General features: G+C 42.4%; 25 protein-coding genes and 1 riboswitch. Of the genes, 4 read left to right on the top strand and 21 right to left on the bottom strand.

From position 1 onward, the window contains the following. Window positions 1–129: 129 nt before the first annotated feature. Complete coding sequence (locus H7992_RS00410; RefSeq protein WP_067204336.1) at window positions 130–498, top strand: VOC family protein; 369 nt, start codon at window positions 130–132, stop codon at window positions 496–498. A gap of 174 nt (window positions 499–672) precedes the next feature. Here H7992_RS00410 and H7992_RS00405 read toward each other — a convergent pair whose 3' ends face one another. Both H7992_RS00405 and H7992_RS00400 read right to left on the bottom strand, forming a co-directional pair. Next, complete coding sequence (locus tag H7992_RS00405; protein WP_187046343.1) at window positions 673–951, bottom strand: hypothetical protein; 279 nt, start codon at window positions 949–951, stop codon at window positions 673–675. A 61-nt stretch (window positions 952–1012) separates the two neighbouring features. Beyond that, window positions 1013–1963 carry a hypothetical protein gene (locus tag H7992_RS00400; RefSeq protein WP_187046342.1) on the bottom strand — a complete coding sequence of 317 codons (951 nt, stop codon included), beginning with the start codon at window positions 1961–1963 and terminating at the stop codon, window positions 1013–1015. Window positions 1964–2153: 190 nt separating this feature from the next. Between H7992_RS00400 and H7992_RS00395 the strand changes: the two genes are divergently transcribed. Next, window positions 2154–2633 carry an immunoglobulin-like domain-containing protein gene (locus tag H7992_RS00395; RefSeq protein ID WP_187046341.1) on the top strand — a complete coding sequence of 160 codons (480 nt, stop codon included), beginning with the start codon at window positions 2154–2156 and terminating at the stop codon, window positions 2631–2633. A gap of 47 nt (window positions 2634–2680) precedes the next feature. Here the strand turns inward: H7992_RS00395 and H7992_RS00390 are convergent, their stop codons facing one another. The 3 genes from H7992_RS00390 to H7992_RS00380 form a co-directional block, all read right to left on the bottom strand. Then, complete coding sequence (locus tag H7992_RS00390; protein ID WP_187046340.1) at window positions 2681–3793, bottom strand: 5-methyltetrahydropteroyltriglutamate--homocysteine S-methyltransferase; 1113 nt, start codon at window positions 3791–3793, stop codon at window positions 2681–2683. 162 nt (window positions 3794–3955) lie between these two features. Beyond that, the gene (locus H7992_RS00385) at window positions 3956–4693 is read right to left on the bottom strand and encodes a cyclase family protein (RefSeq protein WP_187046339.1); all 738 of its coding nucleotides are present in this window, start codon (window positions 4691–4693) and stop codon (window positions 3956–3958) included. Window positions 4694–4920: 227 nt separating this feature from the next. Next, window positions 4921–5034: riboswitch (SAM riboswitch) on the bottom strand. Window positions 5035–5231: 197 nt separating this feature from the next. After that, on the bottom strand, window positions 5232–5708 hold the full coding sequence (locus H7992_RS00380; RefSeq protein WP_067204320.1) for an acyl-CoA thioesterase: 477 nt from the start codon (window positions 5706–5708) through the stop codon (window positions 5232–5234). 103 nt (window positions 5709–5811) lie between these two features. Here H7992_RS00380 and H7992_RS00375 point away from each other — a divergent pair, with 103 nt between their 5' ends. Continuing rightward, on the top strand, window positions 5812–6204 hold the full coding sequence (locus H7992_RS00375) for a hypothetical protein (protein WP_067204317.1): 393 nt from the start codon (window positions 5812–5814) through the stop codon (window positions 6202–6204). Window positions 6205–6251: 47 nt separating this feature from the next. Here the strand turns inward: H7992_RS00375 and H7992_RS00370 are convergent, their stop codons facing one another. From H7992_RS00370 to H7992_RS00305, 14 genes are all read right to left on the bottom strand, one after another. After that, window positions 6252–6983 carry an urease accessory protein UreD gene (locus H7992_RS00370; RefSeq protein ID WP_255428545.1) on the bottom strand — a complete coding sequence of 244 codons (732 nt, stop codon included), beginning with the start codon at window positions 6981–6983 and terminating at the stop codon, window positions 6252–6254. Between the two features lie 67 nt (window positions 6984–7050). After that, a complete protein-coding gene (gene ureG / locus H7992_RS00365; protein ID WP_067204312.1) occupies window positions 7051–7680 on the bottom strand; it encodes an urease accessory protein UreG in 630 nt (209 codons plus the stop codon). Between the two features lie 23 nt (window positions 7681–7703). Beyond that, on the bottom strand, window positions 7704–8444 hold the full coding sequence (locus H7992_RS00360; protein ID WP_255428544.1) for an urease accessory protein UreF: 741 nt from the start codon (window positions 8442–8444) through the stop codon (window positions 7704–7706). After that, the gene (locus H7992_RS00355; RefSeq protein ID WP_067204309.1) at window positions 8386–8889 is read right to left on the bottom strand and encodes an urease accessory protein UreE; all 504 of its coding nucleotides are present in this window, start codon (window positions 8887–8889) and stop codon (window positions 8386–8388) included. The genes H7992_RS00360 and H7992_RS00355 overlap by 59 nt, the downstream gene beginning before the upstream one ends. Before the next feature lie 102 nt (window positions 8890–8991). Continuing rightward, entirely contained in the window at window positions 8992–10707 is a 1716-nt protein-coding gene (gene ureC, locus H7992_RS00350; protein WP_187046337.1) for an urease subunit alpha, read from the bottom strand. Beyond that, window positions 10704–11072 carry an urease subunit beta gene (locus H7992_RS00345; RefSeq protein WP_187046336.1) on the bottom strand — a complete coding sequence of 123 codons (369 nt, stop codon included), beginning with the start codon at window positions 11070–11072 and terminating at the stop codon, window positions 10704–10706. Before H7992_RS00345 ends, ureC begins: the two co-directional genes overlap by 4 nt. A 15-nt stretch (window positions 11073–11087) precedes the next feature. Beyond that, window positions 11088–11390: an urease subunit gamma gene (gene ureA / locus H7992_RS00340; RefSeq protein WP_067204300.1), complete on the bottom strand. Its 303-nt coding sequence runs from the start codon at window positions 11388–11390 to the stop codon at window positions 11088–11090. A 454-nt stretch (window positions 11391–11844) separates the two neighbouring features. After that, complete coding sequence (locus H7992_RS00335; RefSeq protein WP_187046335.1) at window positions 11845–12768, bottom strand: S66 peptidase family protein; 924 nt, start codon at window positions 12766–12768, stop codon at window positions 11845–11847. 202 nt (window positions 12769–12970) lie between these two features. Continuing rightward, window positions 12971–14824 carry an oligopeptide ABC transporter substrate-binding protein gene (opp4A, locus tag H7992_RS00330; RefSeq protein ID WP_187046334.1) on the bottom strand — a complete coding sequence of 618 codons (1854 nt, stop codon included), beginning with the start codon at window positions 14822–14824 and terminating at the stop codon, window positions 12971–12973. Window positions 14825–14842: 18 nt separating this feature from the next. After that, window positions 14843–15745 carry an ABC transporter permease gene (locus H7992_RS00325; protein ID WP_187047742.1) on the bottom strand — a complete coding sequence of 301 codons (903 nt, stop codon included), beginning with the start codon at window positions 15743–15745 and terminating at the stop codon, window positions 14843–14845. A 35-nt stretch (window positions 15746–15780) separates the two neighbouring features. Beyond that, the gene (gene opp4B, locus H7992_RS00320; RefSeq protein ID WP_187046333.1) at window positions 15781–16743 is read right to left on the bottom strand and encodes an oligopeptide ABC transporter permease; all 963 of its coding nucleotides are present in this window, start codon (window positions 16741–16743) and stop codon (window positions 15781–15783) included. Between the two features lie 5 nt (window positions 16744–16748). Next, window positions 16749–17681, bottom strand: coding sequence for an ABC transporter ATP-binding protein (locus H7992_RS00315; RefSeq protein WP_187046332.1), 933 nt, complete (start codon window positions 17679–17681; stop codon window positions 16749–16751). After that, the gene (locus H7992_RS00310; protein WP_187046331.1) at window positions 17668–18684 is read right to left on the bottom strand and encodes an ABC transporter ATP-binding protein; all 1017 of its coding nucleotides are present in this window, start codon (window positions 18682–18684) and stop codon (window positions 17668–17670) included. Before H7992_RS00310 ends, H7992_RS00315 begins: the two co-directional genes overlap by 14 nt. Before the next feature lie 449 nt (window positions 18685–19133). Then, on the bottom strand, window positions 19134–20108 hold the full coding sequence (locus H7992_RS00305) for a DUF4003 family protein (RefSeq protein ID WP_187046330.1): 975 nt from the start codon (window positions 20106–20108) through the stop codon (window positions 19134–19136). 118 nt (window positions 20109–20226) lie between these two features. Here H7992_RS00305 and H7992_RS00300 point away from each other — a divergent pair, with 118 nt between their 5' ends. Further along, window positions 20227–21057 (top strand): AAC(3) family N-acetyltransferase, encoded by an 831-nt coding sequence (locus H7992_RS00300; protein WP_187046329.1) that lies wholly within the window; start codon window positions 20227–20229, stop codon window positions 21055–21057. A gap of 107 nt (window positions 21058–21164) precedes the next feature. On the opposite strand, the gene trpA is transcribed toward H7992_RS00300, so the two are convergent. Both trpA and trpB read right to left on the bottom strand, forming a co-directional pair. Further along, window positions 21165–21953 carry a tryptophan synthase subunit alpha gene (gene trpA, locus H7992_RS00295; protein ID WP_187046328.1) on the bottom strand — a complete coding sequence of 263 codons (789 nt, stop codon included), beginning with the start codon at window positions 21951–21953 and terminating at the stop codon, window positions 21165–21167. Then, complete coding sequence (trpB, locus tag H7992_RS00290) at window positions 21946–23160, bottom strand: tryptophan synthase subunit beta (RefSeq protein WP_187046327.1); 1215 nt, start codon at window positions 23158–23160, stop codon at window positions 21946–21948. Before trpB ends, trpA begins: the two co-directional genes overlap by 8 nt. Window positions 23161–23163 lie beyond the last annotated feature (3 nt).

Raw genomic sequence — 23163 nt, 5'->3', positions numbered from 1 at the left:
TTGGGAAAATCAATCACTTTCATTCAAGCTGATAAGGATTCCTTATGTACTAGTCTCGGAAAATGGTATTAGTGAAACAGCTGAATGGAGATTATACTGAAGGTATTACGTTCAGAGGAGTGTTGAGCAATGAGCAAGTTTCTAACAGGAATTGATCATATCCAAATTGCAGCGCCGCCCGAGTCTGAAGATAAAGCACGGAAGTTTTACGGGGAATTGCTCGGTATGGAGGAGATTCCAAAACCAGAAAACTTGAAGGGGCGCGGGGGTTGCTGGTTCCTTTGTGGCTCACAAGAAGTGCATATCGGTATTCAGCAGGATTTCATGCCTGCGAAAAAAGCGCATCCCGGTTTTACAGTGAATGCACTGGAGCAATTGAAATTACGGTTGGAAGAAGCTAATTATCCGTTTAGTGAAGAACTTCCAATCGAAGGGCGATCACGCTTTTTTACACATGATCCTTTTGGCAACCGAATTGAGTTTTTGGAATTTGAATGAAGCAATACGGAAGTTGCTCAAAATTCGTTTCATAGCGCAGCAGGATGCATAAGCTGCGTCCTGCTGTTTCAAGAATGAGGTGGTTTTCACTTATAGTTTTAGTGCTTGCCATGACAGTTCCATGGGTTGTCCTTACAGTTTCTTCGGTTGCCATGACAGTTTGACGCTTTGCCCTCACAGTTTGCGCTTGCCATGACTGTTCCATGGATTGTCCTCACAGTTTCTCTTCGGTTGCCATGACAGTTTGACGCGTTGTCCTCTCAGTTTGTGCTTGCCATGACTGTTCCATGGATTGTCCTCACAGTTTCTTCGGTTGCCATGACAGTTTGACGCTTTGCCCTCACAGTTAGCGCTTGCCATGACAGTTCCACGGATTGTCCTCACAGTTTCTTCGCTTTCCATGACAGTTTGACGCTTTGCCCTCACAGTTAGCGCTTGCCATGACTGTTCCATGGATTGTCCTCACAGTTTCTTCGGTTGCCATGACAATCGTCCTAATTACCTTTGCAATCCATTACGCTTCAATAATTTCTCGCTCCTGTACATCTAGCCTCTCTAATTCATGCATCAATTCATCACGCTTTCTCGCAAGTCGGTCTTGAACCTTGCGCACATCTTGAAGCACATCGTTCAGCTTACTTTTCGCGTCTGTAATGCGGGAATGAATCATCCAGTCTGAAAAAATATTATCGAAAAACAGATCTGTAAATGTAAAGATGTCATTTTTGTTCACCGTGAATGATTCCGTCGCGGCATTTTGGACATCCATCAGTTCCGTCTCAAAATGGCGGAGAGCACGTTGTGCCCGATGGACAAGATCATCGGAGCTATTAATTTCGGAGTATTTAAGAGCCGATACTAGCAAGCCACCGCCAAGGAATGTATCCCATACCGACAATCCTTCTGCCGCCCCAAGCTTCTCCAGCGCCGCATCGAGTGCCCGATTTGCCTTGTTACCTGCATCGCAGGCTTCGTCAATTTCACGCAGCATTGAACGCAGTCTTACTCTATCATCTGCTATTTTTTGTAACGTCCCATTCGCAATTGTGTCATTGAATCGAATCCACGTCTCTTTCTCCTTCAGAAAATCCGCCCACTCTTCCTCGATATAGTCGAATTCTGGATTTTTAATCTCTTCACGTAATCGGACCGCTTCCGCTTCCAAGTCCGTCACTACTTTTTCTGCTTCATTATAATGGAGCTCCGCATCCGCTGCTTCTGAAATCTCCTTCTCCATTTTTTCATCCCACTTGCCTGTCCACTCACTTATCTTATTCATAAAAGAAAACTTGCCAAGCTTCACTACATCCTGTTGTTCTTTTGTCAGTTTTTCATGCAAGTTATCACGTTGTATAATCGCATCTTTAAGTTTTAACTCCGCGCCCTCAAGACGCCTTTTCACTCGGTTGCGCTCAGTACGTATCATCGTCAATTCCATTTGTCGTTCTTGTAATTCCTGTCTCATTGACTCCACCCCTTTCTCTGTTATACGAAAATAAGTGGATGAAGTTTCATTTACACATTATATTTTACCCACATGTGGATAACAATCAATGAATTTTCATGGGAATTAACTTATCCACATCTATTTATTGCTATCAATCAAGGTTTATCCACCCTTAAAGGTATATGCTAGAAGTGGAGGTGTTTCCATCATGAATAAACTGCTGTTAATTGCAATCGTTCTTATACTCCCCCTCTCCGCCTGCGGAAAAGAACCCGCAGTTTCTACACTGCCCGATCCCGTGCCTGACCAGGAAATGTTTTCATCAGAAGAAGGTTTATCACTTGTATTGGACGAAGATTCATTCGTTGGTTCGCCATCCATCATTAAGACGCTTGTACGAAATAACAGCTCATCCGATTACCAGTTGGGCGAATTTTATCATATTGAAGTAAATAAAGATGGCCAGTGGTATATTATTACGTATTCAGATGCCGTCTTCTTAAAAAACCCGTCCTTCAAAGACTATGGAAACGTGTTGTCAGCCGGCAGTGAAGCACGCCAGAATTTTTCGGTTGACGCGCTCGGCGTGACACTGATTCCAGGTGAATACCGTCTTGTGAAAACATTTATTTCAACAGGCGAGCCCATGCACGAATTATCCGTTGCTGTGCCATTTTCAGTGGAATAAGAAATAAACCGGGACAAAGCATATGAGCCTTGTTCCGGTTTATCAGTTTAACCCCAAACTTCCTTTGCCACGTCCACAATGAATTTCAACTTTTCCCATTGCTGCTCTTCTGTTAGCTTATTGCCGTGATGCGTTGAAGCGAATCCGCATTGCGGACTTAAGCATAGTTGTTCAAGTGGCACGTATTGTGCGGCTTCTTGAATACGCGCAATGACCGCATCCTTGTCTTCCACTTCTCCATTTTTCGAAGTAACAACACCAAGGACAACCTTCGCTCCGCCGTTTGGCACATGATCCAACGGTTTAAAGTCTCCTGAACGCTCGTCATCATATTCAAGGAAGAAGCCATCCACTTTTTCTTTTGCAAGAAGTGTGGGTGCAATCAGTGCGTAGCTTCCCTCAAACGCCCACGTCGATTGGTAATTTCCACGACATAGGTGTGTTGTTACGAAAAGATCTTCAGGTTTGTCTTCCAAAACGCCATTAATGACGCGTAGTGCCAAGTCGATTAGTTGTTCTCTTGAATAGGCTCCGTCGTTAAACGGAATATTCGGCGCAGAAAGCCCCGCAATATAGACATCATCCAACTGCAAGTAGCGTACACCAGCTTCGTAAAATGCTTTCAAAGCATCTTTGTATGCTTGAATAACATCTTTGGCAAATTCTTCAATGTCAGGGTAAATCGTTTCATCACGAATTCCGATATTAAAGAGCTGATTCGGACTTGGAATCGTTTGTTTCGCAACGGCACGGCCGCCTACGATTTCATTAAACTCAACAAAGTCTTGAATGAATGGATGATTAGAGTCAAAAGATATTTTCCCTGTGTTTCGAACGTTATATCGTTCTGTTTCAATACCATCAAATACGTAGCCAGTCTCTGGCACATATCCTTCAATTCCGTTCAAATGCTCCAAGAAGTCTAAATGCCACCACGTACGTCTAAATTCACCGTCTGTTACAAGTTCCAAGCCAACTTCGATTTGCTTATCAACCACCCGTTTAATTTCCTGTGTTTCTACTTCTCGTAATTGTTGTGCAGTAACTATGCCTTCTTTGAAGTCTTTGCGTGCTTTATGCAAATTATCTGGTCGTAGTAAACTTCCAACGTGATCCGCTCTGAATGGTGCTTGCGTTAGTGTTGTCGATTGATTTGTCATGGTATATTCCTTCTTTCTGTTTTAGGAGTAAATTACGGTTTTATTAGGTCAGGAGTGCAAATGAGCAAATCCTCTTTTTTTCTTATGGCTATTACGCGAATGAGCGGACCTTTTTTCTTTTCTTACGGCGGGAGTGCGAATGAGCGGGCCCTTTTTCTTTTCTTACGGCAGGATCGCGAATGAGCGTACTGGGAATCCCGATGCTTTTTCCGGCTTCGGAACGATGTTAAAAATGACCGCGCCTTTTGAGGGCACTTTATCTAAGTTTGTTAATAGCTCGATTTGGTAGGTATCTTGTTCAAGAACATAATATTCACCTAACAGAGCTTGGTTCTTTTGAAAATCAATGGCTGAATCCGTATCGAATGTTTCATGACCGACAGCCTTTACTTTTCTTTCATCAAATAAAAACTTCAAAGCAGCAAGGCCCCAACCCGGTATACGGTTATTCCCATCGGCATCTTTATTGCAAAATGCCTCATTATCCGGCCAGCGTTTGCTCCAATCTGTGCGTAATGCCACAAATGTACCTGCCTCAATTTGCCCGTGCTGAGCTTCAAACTTTAGAATGTCTTCAACAGTTAATGTAAAATCATGGTTTGCATCAGATTCTTTCGATTTATCGATGACCACCAGCGGTAATACCAATTCTTTCAAACCCAATTCATCCAAGTATCTTGTATCACGAACGAAGTGAATTGGTGCATCAATATGTGTGCCGTACTGTCCCGCAAATTTAAAGCTCTGTGCGAAAAATCCATCATCGTGATCAAATAATGTTGTAAACTCTGCTGCATCAAATGCTGAAAAACGGGGTGAGTCAGGCCCGAAAGTATGTGTTAAATCAACCCATTCTTTCTTTTTTAATAAAGCAATTGCATTGATTAATTCATTTGACACAATAATTCTCCCTTCATTTTTTGAAGGTAACTTTAGTCTCCAGAAGTAACAAAAGCGAAGGGCGCCCGCTTAGATGCGTCAGGCATAAGATGAAGATGCGTAGCGGCGTTCTTTGCCGCAGAGCAGCTTTAACTTATGACCCAAGCATCTGGCGCCCGGAGCCTAGACGAAACAAAAAACCACTTCTAAATTTCAAGAAGAGGTTTTGGCGAATTCGCTATTTGCTCTTCTCATCTCCAAGCAGTAAGCATTACACTTACGCTTCTGGAATTAGCACAGTACTTTAAAAGTCTGTTGCTGAGGTATCATCGGGCCAGTCCCTACACCTCTCTGGATAAGAAAGTTACGTATTTAGTTGTTAATGAGTACAATACAGTCTTCCGAATAGATTGTCAATACACAAAACATGAATTATTTAGATTATACTCGTTTTTACAATGAAACATTTTATGTGAAAAGTAGAAATGGCATTGAAATGATACGCGACACAATGTAAAAAAGCCCACAACTTGCCGTGGGCTTTTCCATAACAAATTATTTAATGTTTCATCTCACTCCGCAATTTCCGATGTTCACGGCGTGCGGGGCCTGTTTCAAATAGACTCTTTTCAGCTTCTGTTTCCGGATAAATGCCCGGCACTGGAGTAGGCTTGTTATTTTCATCCATGGCAACCATCGTTAGGAAGGATTCGGTTGTTAGTTTTGTTTCGCCCGTAAGCAGGTTCATTGAATGGACCGATACAAATACTTCCATCGATGTACGGCCAGTTGACGTGACAATTGCCTCAAGTTCAAGTACATCTCCAACACGCGCCGACGATACAAAATCGACTGAATCGATTGAAGCAGTTACAACCGCTGTTTTTGAATGTTTCATTGCCGTGATATCAGCGATTTCATCTATATACGCGAGAACTTTTCCGCCGAAAATTGTCTGCAGATGATTGGTATCTGGCGGCAGTACTAGCTTCGTCTGGATTGTTCGTGATTGGCCCATTGGTCTTTTTTCTTGCATACGACAAACTCCTTTGTAGTAGAACATATTCAATTTGTGATAAAAGGAAACTTTTCCATCAATCATTCCGTATATATAGTATACACATACTGGGGGAAGATTAATGCTGAAATTTATTGATAAATACTATGAAAAAATCACCTGGTCGATTATATTACTTGGACTTATTTTATTGTTTGTAGCAAATGACTATCTATCACTCGTTTTATTTTTATATCTACTTATAAGAGCTTTAAAATCTAGGGATTCCATCCGTAAGACACTTCGGACAACGCCTCTAAGTACTATGGTTATTTATGCGATAGGTATGATTGTACTTCTTATAGCGCTGGTTTTCATCATGCTTTATTCAGGGGATTTCATAAAGGAGTATAACATTCCAGTTTTCTTGCAATACATTTACATTGCTGTTGTCCTAGTCGGTTCGATGTTTCTCTATACCTGGTTGATGGATTTTTTAATAAAAAAATGGAATAAAAAAAGGGTATCGAAGTGATGTAAAACTTCAAACCCAAAGAGGACACCCCTCATTGGAGTGTCCTCTTAAACTATTTCTGCCAACAACGCGTATACACGCTTCATCTCTTCCTGCATGGTCCACTGATCAACTGCAAGCCATCTGCAATGGATTGCATTTCCTTCAAGCCTTGTCATACCAGCTTTTAAACCTTCTTCGACCCGCAATGTTTCTTGTATTGCGCGGACGTCTACATCTGCGGCTTTCGGCGATACGAGCCAGATTGAACCGATATACATTGCAGTTTCCAGTACACCGATATCACCAAGTGCCGTTTCTTTTGGTGAGAAATGCAGAGAGTCAAAAGCAATTAATTCATCCTCGACAAAAATTTTGAAATTCGTATGGAATGATTGATAATCAAATATCTCGCCACGCTTTTCACGTCCTGGGGCAACGATTTCACCCCATAATATGGTTGCATCGCGTGCGATTCGAAGTGTCGTGTCACCTCGAAATTTTGCATCTACAAACGGAATAATTACTTCTGGCATCCATTCAAGGCGTGCCCCTTCTCCGAGTTCGATGTTAATGGTCTGTACACAAGTGTCTCCGGTATACGATGGATAGATCTTTAAAGCGGACTGCTGAACCAACCTTACGCTACTATCTGGAGCAAGCTTCACTGTAATGTCATTTCGATCCCCGGCGACCATGCCTCCAGAGGACTCCATTATGTAGACAGTCGCTGTCGGGTTTTTCCCTTCGTACAGTTCACGACTCGCCTTCAATGGAGGCTGTTGGAAAACATGAGGCATCCGTGTGTAGCCTCTTCTTGGCTCAAATTCCAAGTCAAGTTTTCCGTGGTGGATGGCGCGAGACGGCTTAAGCATTTGAACCAGCGGATCCCGCACCTTCTAATAGCATATTGTGCTTGATCCAAGCAACGACTTGGTCAACATTTTTCTGTGTTCTTACATCTGTAAAAATGTATGGACGTCCGTTACGCATTTTTTTCGCGTCGCTATCCATTAGTTCAAGATCAACGCCAACGTATGGAGCAAGATCCGTTTTATTAATCAATAAAAGATCAGAACGCGTCAAAGCAGGTCCGCCTTTTCTCGGAATATCCTGACCTTCTGCAACGTCGATAACATAAATATAGCCGTCGACAAGCTCTGGGCTAAATGTAGCGGACAAGTTGTCTCCGCCGCTTTCCACGAAAATAATATCGAGGTCTTCAAAACGACTTTTCAGCTCATCAATTGCTGCGAAGTTCATAGAAGCATCTTCGCGGATTGCCGTATGAGGGCAACCTCCCGTTTCAACACCTAAAATGCGATCCGCTTCAAGTACACCGCTATTTATTAAAAATTGAGCGTCTTCACGCGTGTAAATATCGTTCGTAATAACCGCTACATTATATTCTTTGTGCATCGCACGTGTAAGTTGGTCGACGAGCGATGTTTTGCCCGATCCAACTGGTCCACCTATGCCAATACGTACTGGTTTCATTTATAAAAACTCCTTTCAATCCATCATGAAATAAATAATCTTGAGAACAAATACTCATGCTTCATAGAAGCAAGTTCAATACCTAACGCGTTATTACTAATATCGGCTTCTGTCAACGTAGCAACTAATTTAGCCGCTTCCGTCACATGTCCGATCAATTCATACGTTACTTGGACGCCAGTTGTTTGACCGAACGGCACAGCACGGACCGCATTTTGGACGAGTCCGTTAAGCGATGCAAACAAATACGTCATGACCGCATGATGCGCACTGACGCCTGTCGTCGCACTGTAAATACCATAAAGAATGGCGTAATGACCTTTAATCTCTTTTGCATCAATACGGGCTTTCCAGTCCGCAAGGAAATCATCTGTTCCGAGTGGAGACACAGTTTTAATAAACTGCCTTCCAAGTTTCACACTTGCCTCACGTGATTCCTTCGCAAGTTTGATTGCCCCGCATAATTGCTCCAAATAGAGAAGTCGCTCGATATCCTGTTCCCGAGCCGCAGCATACGCTTCTTGAATTAAAATCGCATCCCCACGCACCAGGTTTTGAAAAAGAAACGACGTACAATAAGCGACCAAATCCTCTTTCGTCCGGATCACATCTTCCTGAATATACGTCTCCATGCCATACGTCTGCGTAAAGGACCCAATCGGAAACGCGGAATCATGAATTTGAATTAATCGTAAAAGGGCAAGATCAGTGAGAGTGTCCTCGGTATTTGAATGGTTGTTTGAATCGTCTTTCAGTTGTTTCATATGCGACACCCACTTCATCTAGCAATTTATTCAACGTATGATCTGCACGCACGATGACTTCGTTTTCCTCGATTAATGCCGGTGTATGGCGGTTTCCAAGTTCGAAAGCCGTTTTACCCATTTCCGTCATGTTTTTCGGGCTAATCACGATAACCGGCTCCATTTTTGTGCGAACGGCAATACGACGTGAGTCATCCTCGAATAAGATATCGCCATATTGTAACGGCTGGTGTTCATGATGATGATGATCGTCGTGGTCATGATGTTCGTGGTCCTCATGGTGCTCTTGTTGTTCAAGTGACAACGCGACATCTGTACCTTGATCTGTTTCTTTGCGTAGAATGCGTTTACTCAATTCTTCCCAGTCAAGTTCAATCCACTCTGTCTGTTTACCAGCAATTTCTTCTTCCGTTCCAATGTTACCAATGACTTTAGTTATAAGCATTTGGCATCCTCCTTTATCGGCATGTTCAATAGGATGAGGCCGAAATGGCTGTAAAATATCTTTTCAACCATTTCGAGCTTTCCCCTTCATTATTTTTAGTAATTAAAACAGGAAGTAACGTTGTGCCATCGGGAGAACGCTTACTGGTTCACACGTAGCAAGTACACCGTCAATTTTCACTTCATATGTTTCTGGATTGACGTCAATTTCTGGTGTTTCACTGTTATGTTTCATGTCTGCTTTACCAATGTTACGGCAGTTTTTAACAGTACCAATCATTTTCTTAAGACCCAATTTTTCAGGTAGGCCTTCTTCTACTGCAATTTTAGGAAGGAACGTCATTGCCGCGTGTTGTGGTGCTTGACCGTGGAAACCAAACATACGGCGTCCCATCATCGGTTGCGGAGTTGGAATAGACGCGTTTGGATCACCAGTCATTGCGTAAACAGCAATTCCGCCTTTAATAACAACTTCTGCTTTCACACCGAAAAACGCAGGCTCCCAAAGGACAATATCCGCCAGTTTCCCTTCTTCGAGTGAACCGACTTCATGGCTAATTCCGTGTGCAATCGCTGGGTTAATATTTAGTTTTGAAATGTAACGTTTTACACGGAAGTTATCATTGTCTTTTCCCTCGTCTTGCGGAAGTGGACCACGTTGCATTTTCATTTTGTTTGCTGTTTGGAACGTACGCATTGTAACTTCACCTACACGTCCCATTGCTTGTGAATCGGATGACATAATACTAAGAATACCTAGATCTTGCATAATGTCTTCTGCAGCGATTGTTTCAGGACGAATACGTGAATCTGCAAACGCTACATCTTCAGGTACATCGTGTTTCAAATGGTGACATACCATAAGCATGTCTAAATGTTCATCGATTGTATTTGTCGTAAATGGTTTTGTCGGATTCGTCGATGCCGGCAAAATATTTGGGTATGCAGCCAATTTCAGTTGGTCTGGCGCGTGTCCGCCGCCTGCTCCTTCTGTATGGAAAATATGGATAACACGCCCGTCAATTGCCTCAATCGTATTTTCAACAAATCCAGCTTCATTGAGCGTATCGGAGTGAAGCGCGACTTGGATATCGAATTCATCTGCAACGATAAGACTCTGATTAAGAGCATCTGGAGTCGCACCCCAGTCTTCATGAATTTTCATACCGATTGCACCTGCACGGACTTGTTCAATAATTGGTTCCGTTGTAGATGCGCTCCCTTTTCCAAGTAACCCAACGTTGATTGGTAAATCTTCAACTGCTTGTAACATTCTATGAAGATGCCACTCGCCCGCCGTCAAACTCGTCGCTTTCGAACCTGCGGCCGGGCCTGTCCCACCACCGATAAATGTAGTTGTACCAGCGTTAAGTGCAGTTTCGACTTGCTGAGGACTAATGAAGTGAATATGCGTGTCGACAGCACCCGCTGTTGCAATCAATCCTTCACCCGCATACACTTCTGTTCCCACGCCGATGATCATATCCTGATCTACACCATCCATCGAAAGCGGATTTCCTGCTTTTCCGACTCCGATGATACGGCCATCTTTAATACCAATATCTGCTTTCACAATACCTGTATGGTCAATAATCATTACGTTGGTAATGACTGTGTCGAGAACACCTTCAGCGCGAACATTTTTACCATTTTGGCCCATCGATACGCGAAGTGATTTTCCTCCACCGAAAACACCTTCATCACCGTATGATGTATAATCTTTTTCAATTTCAATCCAAAGATCCGTGTCAGCAAGACGCACTTTATCGCCTACTGTCGGTCCGAACATTTTCGCATATTGTTCGTGTGTTACTTTCATTTATCCTCGGCTCCTTTAAATCCTGCTTCTGCTGCTCTATCTAAAATTTCGTCCTTATTATGCGTCGAACCTTCCGTCAAATTATTCAGTCCGAACACGTGACGTTTTCCGCCGAACTCAACTAATTCAACTTCCTTCTCTTCGCCGGGTTCAAAACGCACAGCGGTACCAGATGGGATATTTAAATGCATTCCAACTGCCTGTTCACGGTCAAATTCAAGAAATTTATTAACCTCAATGAAATGGAAATGAGATCCGACTTGTATCGGACGATCGCCAGTGTTTGCAACGCGTACCGCTTTCACGGGGCGTCCGGCATTTATTTCAATCAAGCCTTCAGCTGTTCTAATTTCTCCTGGAATCATTGTTAAAGCCTCCTATTATTGAATTGGACGGTGGACCGTCACGAGTTTTGTTCCGTCTGGGAATGTACATTCAATCTGCACATCACTAATCATATCGCCGACGCCTTCCATTACATCCTCAACCGTAAGCACTTGTTTCCCTTCGCTCATCAGTTGTGCAACAGTCTTTCCGTCACGCGCACCTTCCATAATGTAGTGACAAATTAGTGCGATAGCTTCCGGATAATTCAACTTAACTCCGCGTTCCTTACGCTTAATTGCCAGTTCTCCTGCAACATGCAACAGCAATTTTTCCTGTTCGACCGGTGATAATTTCAATTCAAAGCACCTCTTTTTTTAATTAATAAAAAAACCAAATCTTGTACGATTCAGAAAATTAATTGAATTAATGTTCTCTGTTACTTTTTTAAACTTAGTTTGCATGAATATGCCATTTTGGACAACCGTCCAGTGGATTGGGGCCCTTCTAAATCGGGCTTTTGCGGAATGTGTCGAAGAATGTCGATGACTAAACTATTATAATGGTTTATGGCTTTTTTTTCAACTTAATGACTTAAAAAGGCATAGGAAAATGGAATTGTTTTTTTACAATTCTACTGGAAACTTTACTTTTAACTATCACAAATAAATACTTGTATTTTCAGCTTCATTACTTGGTTCCGCTCTCCTATATGATACCCAAAAGCATTATTGCCCAAACACATAGAGCCGCCTCAATTTAGCGGCAAATCTCCATGTGATTGAATTGCGTAAACCGCTTTCGTATCTAGTTTCACTCGACGCCAGGTAATATCGTCAGCGTCTTGTTATCAGCATCGAGCTTTGCACCGACACCAAGTGGTATGGCAAAGTGCGGCTGACAATGGCCAATTTTGAATCCTTTGACAACCGGTATTCCAAGATTAGCCGTGTAATCTGCGAATACTTCATCAAGAGTTAGTGTTTCTTTTCGTTTTTTGGGTTCCGCATCCGAGAAGTCGCCTATGACAATTCCCACTGCATCTTTAAGTTTTCCAGCCATGCGTAATTGATTGAGAAGACCATCGACTTTGTATGGCTCTTCTCCGACATCTTCTATAAAGAGAAGCTTGCCTTTCGTGTCCACTTCAAACTTAGTGCCGATTCCACTGGCGAGCAACGACAGATTCCCACCAACAAGTTCACCTTGTGCGACGCCCGCTGTAATGGTTTCAAGGGGTGAAATCGCTTCCGTGTAATGAAGTTCCATGGGCTCAAATAACTGCTGGAACATTTTCGCAGACAATTCGTGGAACGTGTCTTTCCCAACACATGATGCAAGCATCGGGCCATGGAATGTGACAAGGTTGGAATACAGACCCATCGCTGTATGAAGGAATGTGATATCACTGAATCCCCAAAGGACTTTCGGATTCTCTTTCATAAGCTGCAGATCGATTTTATCCGTATAGCGAGCTGAGCCGTATCCTCCGCCCGCACAGATGATTCCTTTAATAGTAGGATCGGCAAACATGTCATGCAAATCTTGAAGTCGTTCTTCGTCCGTCCCTGCCAGATATCCGTGCACATTCAAGACATGTTGCCCAAACTTCCATTTCAATCCTAGCTGTTCAAGAAACGCGAGTGAGCGCTCTAAGTTTTCCTGATTAGGCGGACTCGACGGTGCAATAATGCCAATTGTGTCTCCTTTTTGGAGACGCTGTGGTCTTATTTTCATATTGCTAACTTCCTTTCATTAAGAAGCTGTTACGCCTATTTTTAATGTCCTTATAAGCTTATCATATTCCGCTATCCAATCATGTTTTCCTGTTCAGATTCAGGTTACTTTCAAGTGTATTCACACTTTCTTTTAACAATAAAAAAACTTGTAGAAGAAAAACGACTCTTTTCCTCTACAAGTTACAGATATACGTCTTAACTTACTTTTTCGCCGACATAGGCTTGTCTTGCGTTACTGCGATATCACTCTTATACATTTCCGTTCCATCACCAATTGCATAGTTTAGCACACGGTTGTTAACTGGTACTAATTTTGCACGATACAACGTAGGGAATACAGGAACTTCATCTGTCATCAGTTGTTGCCACTCATTGTATATTTCTTTACGCTTCTCAACGTCGAATGCATCTTCAGAGATACCTTCAGCTAACAGGCGCTCATTGTCTGCATTTTCCCAACGCGCGAAGTTGTATAATACGTTTTTAGCGTATAGACCACTTGGATCTACGTCGATACCTACACCCCAAGCAGCTGAATAAATATCAATTTCAGGATTGTCATCTCCATTTTGGCCAACACCTTCATAAAATGTATTAAATTCTTGTAAACGACCATCTAACAGTGCTACTTTCAAGCCAACAGCTTCCCATGCTTGAATATAATATTGTGCCAATGGTTCAGCGATGTCATCGCCTGACATAGAAGCATAATTGATAACCAATGGTTTTCCTTCTTTATCTTCACGGATACCATCACCATCAACATCTTTAAATCCAGCTTCTTCAAGCAATTGTTTCGCTTTTTCAGGGTCATAAGGAGTACCAGGATTTGTAGCATCATGATATTCTGGGTGTGATGGTGGAATCAATGTTGTTGCAGACCAACGTAGGCCGTGATAGAACTTCTCACCTACCGTATTATTATCAACCGCATGCCACATTGCTTTACGTAAATTCACATCCCCCATCTTCGCATCGGGATTAGGTTTCACTACTTTCTTTTCTTTATCCCAAGTACCAAGTTTAAAGCCAACATACGAATACGCGCGATCTACAGCGCCTAAATATTCGACGTTTGACATCTCAGCATTATCAGGGAACTGAGGTACTGGGAAATCACTTACTGTGTCTACATCACCTTTTTCAAGTGATTGAACAACGACGTTTGGATTGATTACTTTTAAAGTAACTGTGTCGAGCTTTGGTGCCCCGCGCCAATAGTCTTCGTTTTTAGTAAACGTAACTGATTCACCAGGTACGATTGTGTCAACTTTAAATGGACCAAAACCAATTGGGTTCTGACGTACTTCTGGAGAAGAAGAAATATCTTTAACATCCATTTCACCAAAGATATGCTTAGCAAGTGGGTATGTCCAAATACCACCTGTGATAAGTGATGGTGTTGCTTCTTTATATGTGATTTTTAATTCTTTATCATTTACTACTTCAATACCAGAAATTGTTTCCGATGTACCTGCTTGGAATTCATCCATACCTACAATGTTAAGAACATCTCCAGCACGCGGACCATCATAGTCGGCATGACCAAGAACTTCATGTGCAAATAACCAGTCTTCAGCTGTAACTGGATTACCATCATGCCAATTTACATTATCACGAATCTTAAACGTGAATGTTTTTCCATCTTCAGATGGCTCATATGTTGCAGCACCATCCTGTGTATACACAAAACTTGAATCCCATGTTAATAAGCCTTCATCAAACCATTCAAGAACTTGTGAGTCAGGATCGCCTGAATAGAAATTCCAGTTCAACGTTCCTTCAAAAGCGGTATCCGAAACGAGTCCGAATGTAAATGAACCCCCATCGATTGCCTCACCTTCATTGGTTTTAATGTTACTAAAATCATCGATCGAATAGAGTCCATCATCTGCGACTTCCTCTTTCTTGGTCTCTTCCTTCTTACCTTCTTCTTTCTTAGTTCCAGAATCCGCTGGTTCCGCGTCTTCTGCTTTATTACAAGCGGCTAACGCAAGTAATAGAACAAGCATCATTGCGAATAGAACTTTACTTACACTTTTCTTCCCTACCATATAAATTTCTCCCCCTTCTTATCCTCTTCTTTGCCTTGCATCAGTCGCACGCTTTAACGCTTGACCGACATTATTTATACTTAACATCAGCACCAAAATCAGCAGTGATGCAGGTAACCAGATCCACCATCTATACTCCAAAGTTTGTGGGTTTCTTGCATAACTGACAAGTGTCCCAAGGCTTGGCGTACTTTCCGGAAAACCAAAGCCTAAAAATGACAGCCCGGATTCCAAACCAATGTTTGCAGCTAAGCTCAATGTCATCGAAACAATAATAATTGAACTTAAATTCGGTAACACCTGCGTAAACATAATTTTCAGATTAGAGGAACCAAGCGTCTTCGAGGCCTGCACATAATCTAGTTCTGTTTCTTGTAATGCTTTCGAACGGATTAAACGCGCTTTTCCCATCCATAAAAAGGCTGTCATAATCAAGGAAAACGTCAAAATGGTATATTTAGGCGAAACTGATACAAACACAATAACAACCATCAGAAACGGTAAAATCATGAAAAAGTCAACAATCCGCATGGCTATATTATCAATCTTCCCGCCAAAATAACCTGAAACTAAGCCAACAGTAATTCCAATGACGCCTGTCATTACTGTTACAAGAATCCCAATCGAAAGTGAATTCCGTGTCCCGATAATCAGCTGCCCAAAAACATCTCGTCCCCCATAATCTGTGCCTAACCAAAACTCCTTGGACGGAGGTTTATGAATAGAAAACAAGTCTACTGTCACAATTTCTTTCTGATCTAAAAACAGGGATACACCATATACAAATACCATAATGAGTGTAAGAAAAACTAATGATATAAAAGCTAGTTTATCTCGAACAATTTCGCGCCAGATAATACTCCAACCGGATGGGCTTCTATCTGCATCCAGTGTACTGTCGGGTAAATGGACATTTTTCATTTCCAACCTTAACCACCTCAAAGTCTATCGAGTTCTTATTTTATACGAATACGTGGGTCAACAATACTTAATATAATATCTGAAAGCAAAGCACCTAAAATCGCTGCAATCCCAAATATTAGAACAACTGATGTCACCACACTGAAGTCACGTAGTGAAATTGATTCTAGGAACAGCTGACCCATTCCTGGATACCCAAAGATGCTTTCAATAAAAATAGTTCCTCCGATTAATCCCGTAATTTCATATCCGAAAAATGCAGCAATTGGCAATAATGAATTCCTTAAAATATGGCGGTTATAGACCCTTGACTCAGATGCACCTTTCGCCCGTGCTGTCACCACAAATTCCTTCTGTTTTGTATCAATAATCTCACTTCGCAAATACTGAACGGTCGAAACCGTTGCGATGAGAGCCATTGATAATGAAGGGAGCAATAAATGATTTATTTTACTTAGTACATATTCGAACGAACCTGGACTAAGCCCCGGAGTTACACTACCACCAGTAGGGAACCAACCAAATTGGAAACCAAAGACCCAAACCATAACAAGAGCAAAGATAAATAATGGAGCCGCGAATCCTACGTACGTATAACCAGTTATTAATCGGTCGGCCCATGAATCGTTATACCGTCCACTTGTTATGCCAAGAGGAATCGCGATTAAATAAGTCAAAATTAACGTAACTAGAGACAGCCAAAATGTATTAACAAGTCGTTGAGAAATTAATTCGGTGACTGGCATTTTAAAGCGGAAGGATTGTCCTAAATCTCCTTGAAACAACGCTTTAACCCAGTCCATGTATTGAATATACCAAGGATTATCTAGGCCAAGTCTTTGTCTCATCGCTTCAATCGTAGCTGGATCAATATTCGGATCGATCAAACCACTTAACGCATCACCAGGCATCATTTTTGCCATGATAAATATCAAAATACTGAGTAATGCAATTTGCGGAATCATTATTCCAATTCGACGTACAGTGAATTTCCACATACCATTCACCCTTTCCCAGGCAAAGCCACTAAATGTGTGTCCGATACAGGCTGTAATTTATAGGCCAAGCCCAAGTCATCGAAATAATTGTCGTACGACTGCTCATATTCTTCTTTTACCGCTTGGCGGAATTGTACCTGTTGTTCACGTTTTCTAGGATCAATATCAGGGATTGCAGCAACCAGTCGTTTTGAGTAAATATGCTGTGGATTTTTAAAGATATCTTCCGGAGTCCCTTCCTCCACATAACGTCCTTTATACATAATCCCAATTCGATCACACATATGCTTGATAATTCCAAGATCGTGGCTGATAAAAAGATAAGTAAGACCCAACTCTTTCTGAATCTCCTGCATAAAGTTCAAGACCTGTGCTTGAACGGAAACATCAAGCGCTGACACAGGTTCATCGGCAATAATTAGCTTTGGCTTTAGAGCAATTGCCCGAGCAATCCCAATCCGTTGGCGTTGTCCACCTGAGAATTCATGCGGGTATTTATGTATACTTTCTGGACTTAAACCGACAAGCTCTAATAGTTCCCCGACACGCTTCTTTTCTTCACTTCTTGAAAGATTTTCGTAATTACGAAGCGGTTCAGATACAATATCAAGTACTCGTTTTTTGGGATTCAATGTGGAATAGGGATCTTGGAAAATCATCTGTATATCCCTACGTGCACCCACTTTTGAACGGCTCATATCAGTTATGTCCTGTCCGTCAAAAGTAACTTTTCCTGAAGCAATTTTATTTAAACCGATGATTGCCCGTCCAGTTGTTGTTTTACCGGACCCAGATTCACCAACAAGCCCATATGTTTTCCCTTTTTCAATCGAAAATGAGACACCATCAACTGCTCTGACATGGTCAATAGTCCTACCAAATACGCCACCTTGAATCGGAAAATGGACTTTTAAATCTTCTACTTCAAGAAACGCCATGGTACTGATCCTCCTTGCTTTTATCAGGGAAGCTAAACTGTCGGTAACAGGTACAGCGTACGAAGTGACCCGGGGTTACTTCGTGCAATACCGGATTCTCCTCATGAGCTGACTCATCCACCCAAGGAATTCTAGGGCTAAACCGACAACCATTACGGACCAACTTCTGCAAGGACGGGACAATACCCTCAATTACATGAAGTTCAGATTGCTCTTCATTTGAATTCGGAACTGAGTTCAGTAACGACCTTGTATAAGGATGCAAAGGGTTTTCGAATAACGTATAAACATCTGCAATCTCAACAATTTGACCTGCGTACATGACAGCAACTCGGTCCGCCATTTCAGCAACAACCGCTAAATCATGGGTAATCAAAATAATCCCCGCGTGAATCTCTTCTTTGAGCTTTTTTATTAAATCAAGTATTTGAGATTGAATGGTCACATCCAGGGCGGTCGTCGGCTCGTCGGCGATCAATAGCTCCGGTTCATTGGCAATCGCCATCGCGATCACTACCCGCTGCCTCATTCCACCTGATAATTCATGGGGGTATTGATCGTAAGTAAATGCTGGATTGACAATTCCAACCTTATTCAGCAAATCAATGACTCTTTCTTTCCGTTCCTTTTTCGGTAGCTTATTGTTATGGATATATATAATCTCATCAATTTGATCGCCAATAGTCATTAATGGATTCAATGCGGAAAGCGAGTCTTGAAAAATCATCCCCATTTTATTCCCACGCAATTCATTTAGCTTAGCTGGAGACATATTCACTATATTCTGATCCTTAAAGTAAATATTCCCTTCCACTTTTGCTTGACTATGCAGACCCATTATTGAAAAGGCAAATGCACTCTTCCCACAACCCGATTCTCCTACGATGGCTAGCAGTTCATTTTTTTCAACAGTCAATGATACATCATCAACTGCTGCATAGTAGTTATCTTTAATTCGAAACGATGTGCGGAGATTTTTAATTTCCAATACCGGCTTTCCCAAGAAAACTTCCTCCCTACATTACTTAAAATCCCAAACTATTAATAGTAAATTTTCTGATATTGAATCACTTGCACCAATATACTATACAAATTTATGGATGACAACACTATTTTTCCAGAATACCAAATACATAAAAAACTCCGCGTGTGACAATTAGGTTACAAATAGGTTACAAACGTTGACCTGAAAGCATTTCCTGACCCGAAATACTTTTAGCTTTTTAAAAATAAAAATTTGTCATTTTATTTATAAAACGCAAAAAAGATTCCATTTCCGATTTGGAATGAAATCTTTTTTTATGTTCAACAAGACGTGTTCATCATTAAAAACTTTTTAGGTGTTACCAGTTCATCGTCGAGGTACACGGAGTTGAAATCGAGTTTTGGTGGTCTACTTTTCCCACGATGGAAAAGCCAATCGAAACTGGATGGGAATTAAGCGAATCACAATCAATTATTTGCTGAATTTGCTGACGTAGACGCAACCATCGCTGCAATTGTCGCAGCCATCACCGCTTGCTGTGCTTGTATAATCAATTCCACAGACGTCGCAAGACTAACACTTTCTGCTTCTGCACTTTCAGTCAATTTATGCATAATGTACCCAATTGCGATAGACAACGCCATTTCCCGATTCCATTTAAAAGGTTTAGATTCCTCCAATGAATGCGTAAGTTCGACAATATTCTGCAGTTCTATATCATCTATTCCAAATACTGTAAGAAATCCAATCATCGGATAATGCACAGGTCTTACTTTCGTATTGCGCTTGAAATGATTTAGTACTTCCACAGCCCTGGTTATGAGACTTGGATCAAACTTGATCTGTATGTAAGTCATCACTTGTGACAGCCATTGTAGTTCATTTCCCGAACGGAATCCCTCGGTTCGCAATGAGTCATAATACGCACGCATCGACTTCGCATGCTCCATTGGATCAGCGCCCCTTTTCCCTAACAATACTGCATATGCGTAATCATCGTCTGACGTCAGGAAAAAATGCCGTTTCTTAATCGCATCATATAGTTTTTTAGCTTGACGCGCCTCGTTTTCATAGAGCTCTGTATCGTTGGTCAACAGGAGCGCAGCCAAATATGAATGGATTGTATTACGGAAGCCTATACCTTTTAAGACTTGTTGCTTCGCGAATAAACGATTCACCTCTTTGTCGATATCTGTCCCAGGCTTATCTAGAAATGCAGCCATCATCGGAAGTAGATTGCCGCGTAGTGGAGAAAGCCAGCTGGATTTACTTTTTAGTGCATCCATTACTCGACTCAAACTTTCCGCGTCAAACTCCCTTTCAGATGTGACATAGTACGATGTAATTGTCAGCACGACGTTTTTATCCACCGTCCAACCTGCCAACGACTTCACTTTTTCATATGTCGTTTCAACTTCCTGTCTAATCACATTCGCATCCATTGAACACATCTCCTTTTATATATGTACGCTCGTCCGCAAGAAAGGTTTCATAAAACTTGGCAAAACCTTTCTTGCTTGCTATGCTTTTCGAAAATATCTATAGAATTGAGTGATCCACATGACCGAATTTGAAACGATTCTCGATACCCATTCATTCCAATCGAAAGAGACACTAAAAGAGCAGCTTAACTTACTTGGTGTTAAATCGGGTGATCATATTATTGTCCATTCATCCCTTAAATTGATGGGGTGGATTGCAGGTGGTGCACAAGCCGTCGTCGAAGCGCTGATGGAAACAGTGACGTTAAACGGGACAATCATCATGCCCGCGCAGTCTGCCGACAATTCGGAACCATCTTACTGGATGCTTCCCCCTGTCCCAGAAGCGTGGCATGAACCTATACGTCAATCTATTCCCGCTTACGACCCGAACTTAACCCATCTACGTGGAATGGGGAAAATCGCTGACTGCTTCCATCGCCATCCAAAAACAATTCGAAGTTCTCACCCCGCCCATTCGTTCATGGCGTGGGGCCGCCACGCAGATGACTGGATGAGTGAACATCCGCTCGATGATTCATTCGGAACGAGTTCTCCACTCGGAAAAATGTTGAATGTGGATGTGAAGGTCATTATGATTGGAGTCAGTTATGAATCATGCACCGCACTTCATTTAGCTGAATACCTAGCTCCTGAATATACAGTCTCTCCTCAAGGTGCAGCCATCATGCAAGACGGTGAACGAATTTGGGCCACTTTTGATATGGTCGATGTCGATTCGGATATTTTCCCCGAATTGGGTACCGCGTTCGAGGAAATGAACCCCGGCGTTGCTATCGACGGCAAGTTAGGACAAGCCCTTTGCAAAGTCGTTCCGATGAAACCGCTTGTTGAGTTTGGGACTGTATGGATAACTGAAAAAAGAATGTCAGAAGTGGTCGTTGACTAAAAATAGAAACTGTACAACCCTATTCTAGCACTATACGACAAAGCAACGTCACTGTATAAGAAACGCCCCTCCTCGTGTGATTTCTCACGCAAGGAAGGGCGTTTTTCTTAACTATATATTTCTTTTTTCGACATTTTTACTAATGCCTCGACTGCTGTTAAGTCATTTCTATGAAAAGCAGCAACAATTGCACTTCCAACAATGACTCCGTCTGCAAGCGCACCAATTGACCGGACTTGTTCAGGTGTTGAAATACCGAACCCTGCTAGTACAGGGACAGGACTTACCGCTTTCAGCTGCTCCAAATGGGCAGCAAGATCATCGCCAAATCCATCTCGCACCCCTGTAATACCGTTTACCGTCACTGCGTACACAAAGCCTTCAGCTGCCGCTGTTATTTTCTTAATCCGTTCTGGTGGGCTCGTTAGCGAGACTAGTGGAATGAGTGCAATCTCGGATTTTGTAAGAGAATTCTGCAATAGTCCACTTTCTTCGTGTGGCAAGTCAGGCACAATAAGTCCACTGATACCGCTGTTCTGGCAATCCTTCGCGAATTGATCAATGCCATAGCTCAAAATCGGATTCAAATAAGTCATGATTACAAGCGGAACAGTGACTTCATCCTTGAATAAAGTGAGTTCTTTCAATACCTTACGAAGTGTTACCCCTTTAGCAAGTGCTCGTTCTCCCGCTTGTTCAATCACTGGGCCATCTGCGACCGGATCCGAAAAAGGAATACCCAGTTCGATTGCAGTCACACCTGTTTGTTGGAGAAATAATATGTTTTTCTTAATCGTTTCAAGACCGCCGTCGCCCGCCATTATGTAGGGCACAAATGCTTTATCGCCTCGGGTTACACAATCAGTAATCGCGTTAGTTAAGTCTTGCTTAGTCATTCAAGCCACCTCCTAAAGCATCGCGTACCGTTTGGACATCTTTATCGCCACGTCCTGAAAGGCAAATAACGAGAATTTCTTCCTCCCCCATCGTACCTGCCAATTCGACTGCATAGTGAACCGCATGTGCACTTTCAAGGGCAGGGATGATTCCTTCCACTTTCGCCAATAACTGCAATCCTTCCAATGCACCCGCATCCGTGACAGACGAGTATGTAACGCGCCCGATATCATATAAATGGCTATGTTCCGGACCAACTGCGGGGTAATCGAGACCCGCTGAAATGGAATGCGCCTCCTGGATAAATCCATCGGCGTCTTGCAATACATACATATATGCTCCGTGTAGAACGCCTTCTTTGCCATCCGCAATTGCAGCTGCGTGAAGTCCTGTTTCAATACCACTTCCCGCCGCCTCAACACCATACAAAGCAACGTCTTCATCATCAATAAAAGGATGGAACATGCCGATTGCATTACTCCCACCGCCGATGCACGCCACAATTGCATCCGGCAAACGCCCTTCTTTCTCCATAATTTGTCCTCTCGTTTCCACACCGATTACACGTTGGAAATCACGAACAATTCTCGGGAATGGATGCGGACCAAGCGCAGATCCTAATATATAATGCGTGTCTTCCACATTTGCCACCCAGTAACGCAGCGCCTCATTGACTGCATCTTTCAGTGTGCCTGATCCTTTATCGACTGAAACGACTTTCGCTCCAAGTAACTCCATACGGAACACATTCAATTCCTGCCTGCGAATATCTTCTTTCCCCATGTAAATAACGCATTCGAGATTAAACAAAGCACATACTGTTGCTGTCGCTACTCCGTGCTGACCCGCCCCGGTTTCCGCAACGATTTTCTTTTTGCCCATGCGCATCGCAAGGAGTGCCTGCCCAACCGTATTATTAATTTTATGTGCGCCGGTATGGTTTAAATCTTCCCGTTTGAGATAAATCTTCGCACCGCCCGCTTCTTTAGTAAGTCTTTCTGCAAAGTACAGCGGCGTCTCCCGTCCGACAAAATCCTTTAAGTAATAATTTACTTTGTCCGTGAAAGCTGGATCGGCAATCGCATCATCATAAGCAGCTTCCAGTTCGATAAGTGCTGTCATTAATGTTTCAGGAACAAACTGCCCACCAAATCGTCCATATCGTCCTGCCTGTGTAGTTTGAGTTGCACCCAATTCTTGTACCATTGC

The sequence above is a fragment of the Sporosarcina sp. resist genome, assembly GCF_014302295.1.
Lineage (GTDB): Bacteria > Bacillota > Bacilli > Bacillales_A > Planococcaceae > Sporosarcina > Sporosarcina psychrophila.
The sequence above is the reverse complement of the archived record's forward strand: the minus strand, read 5'-3'. Positions and strand labels throughout refer to the sequence as shown.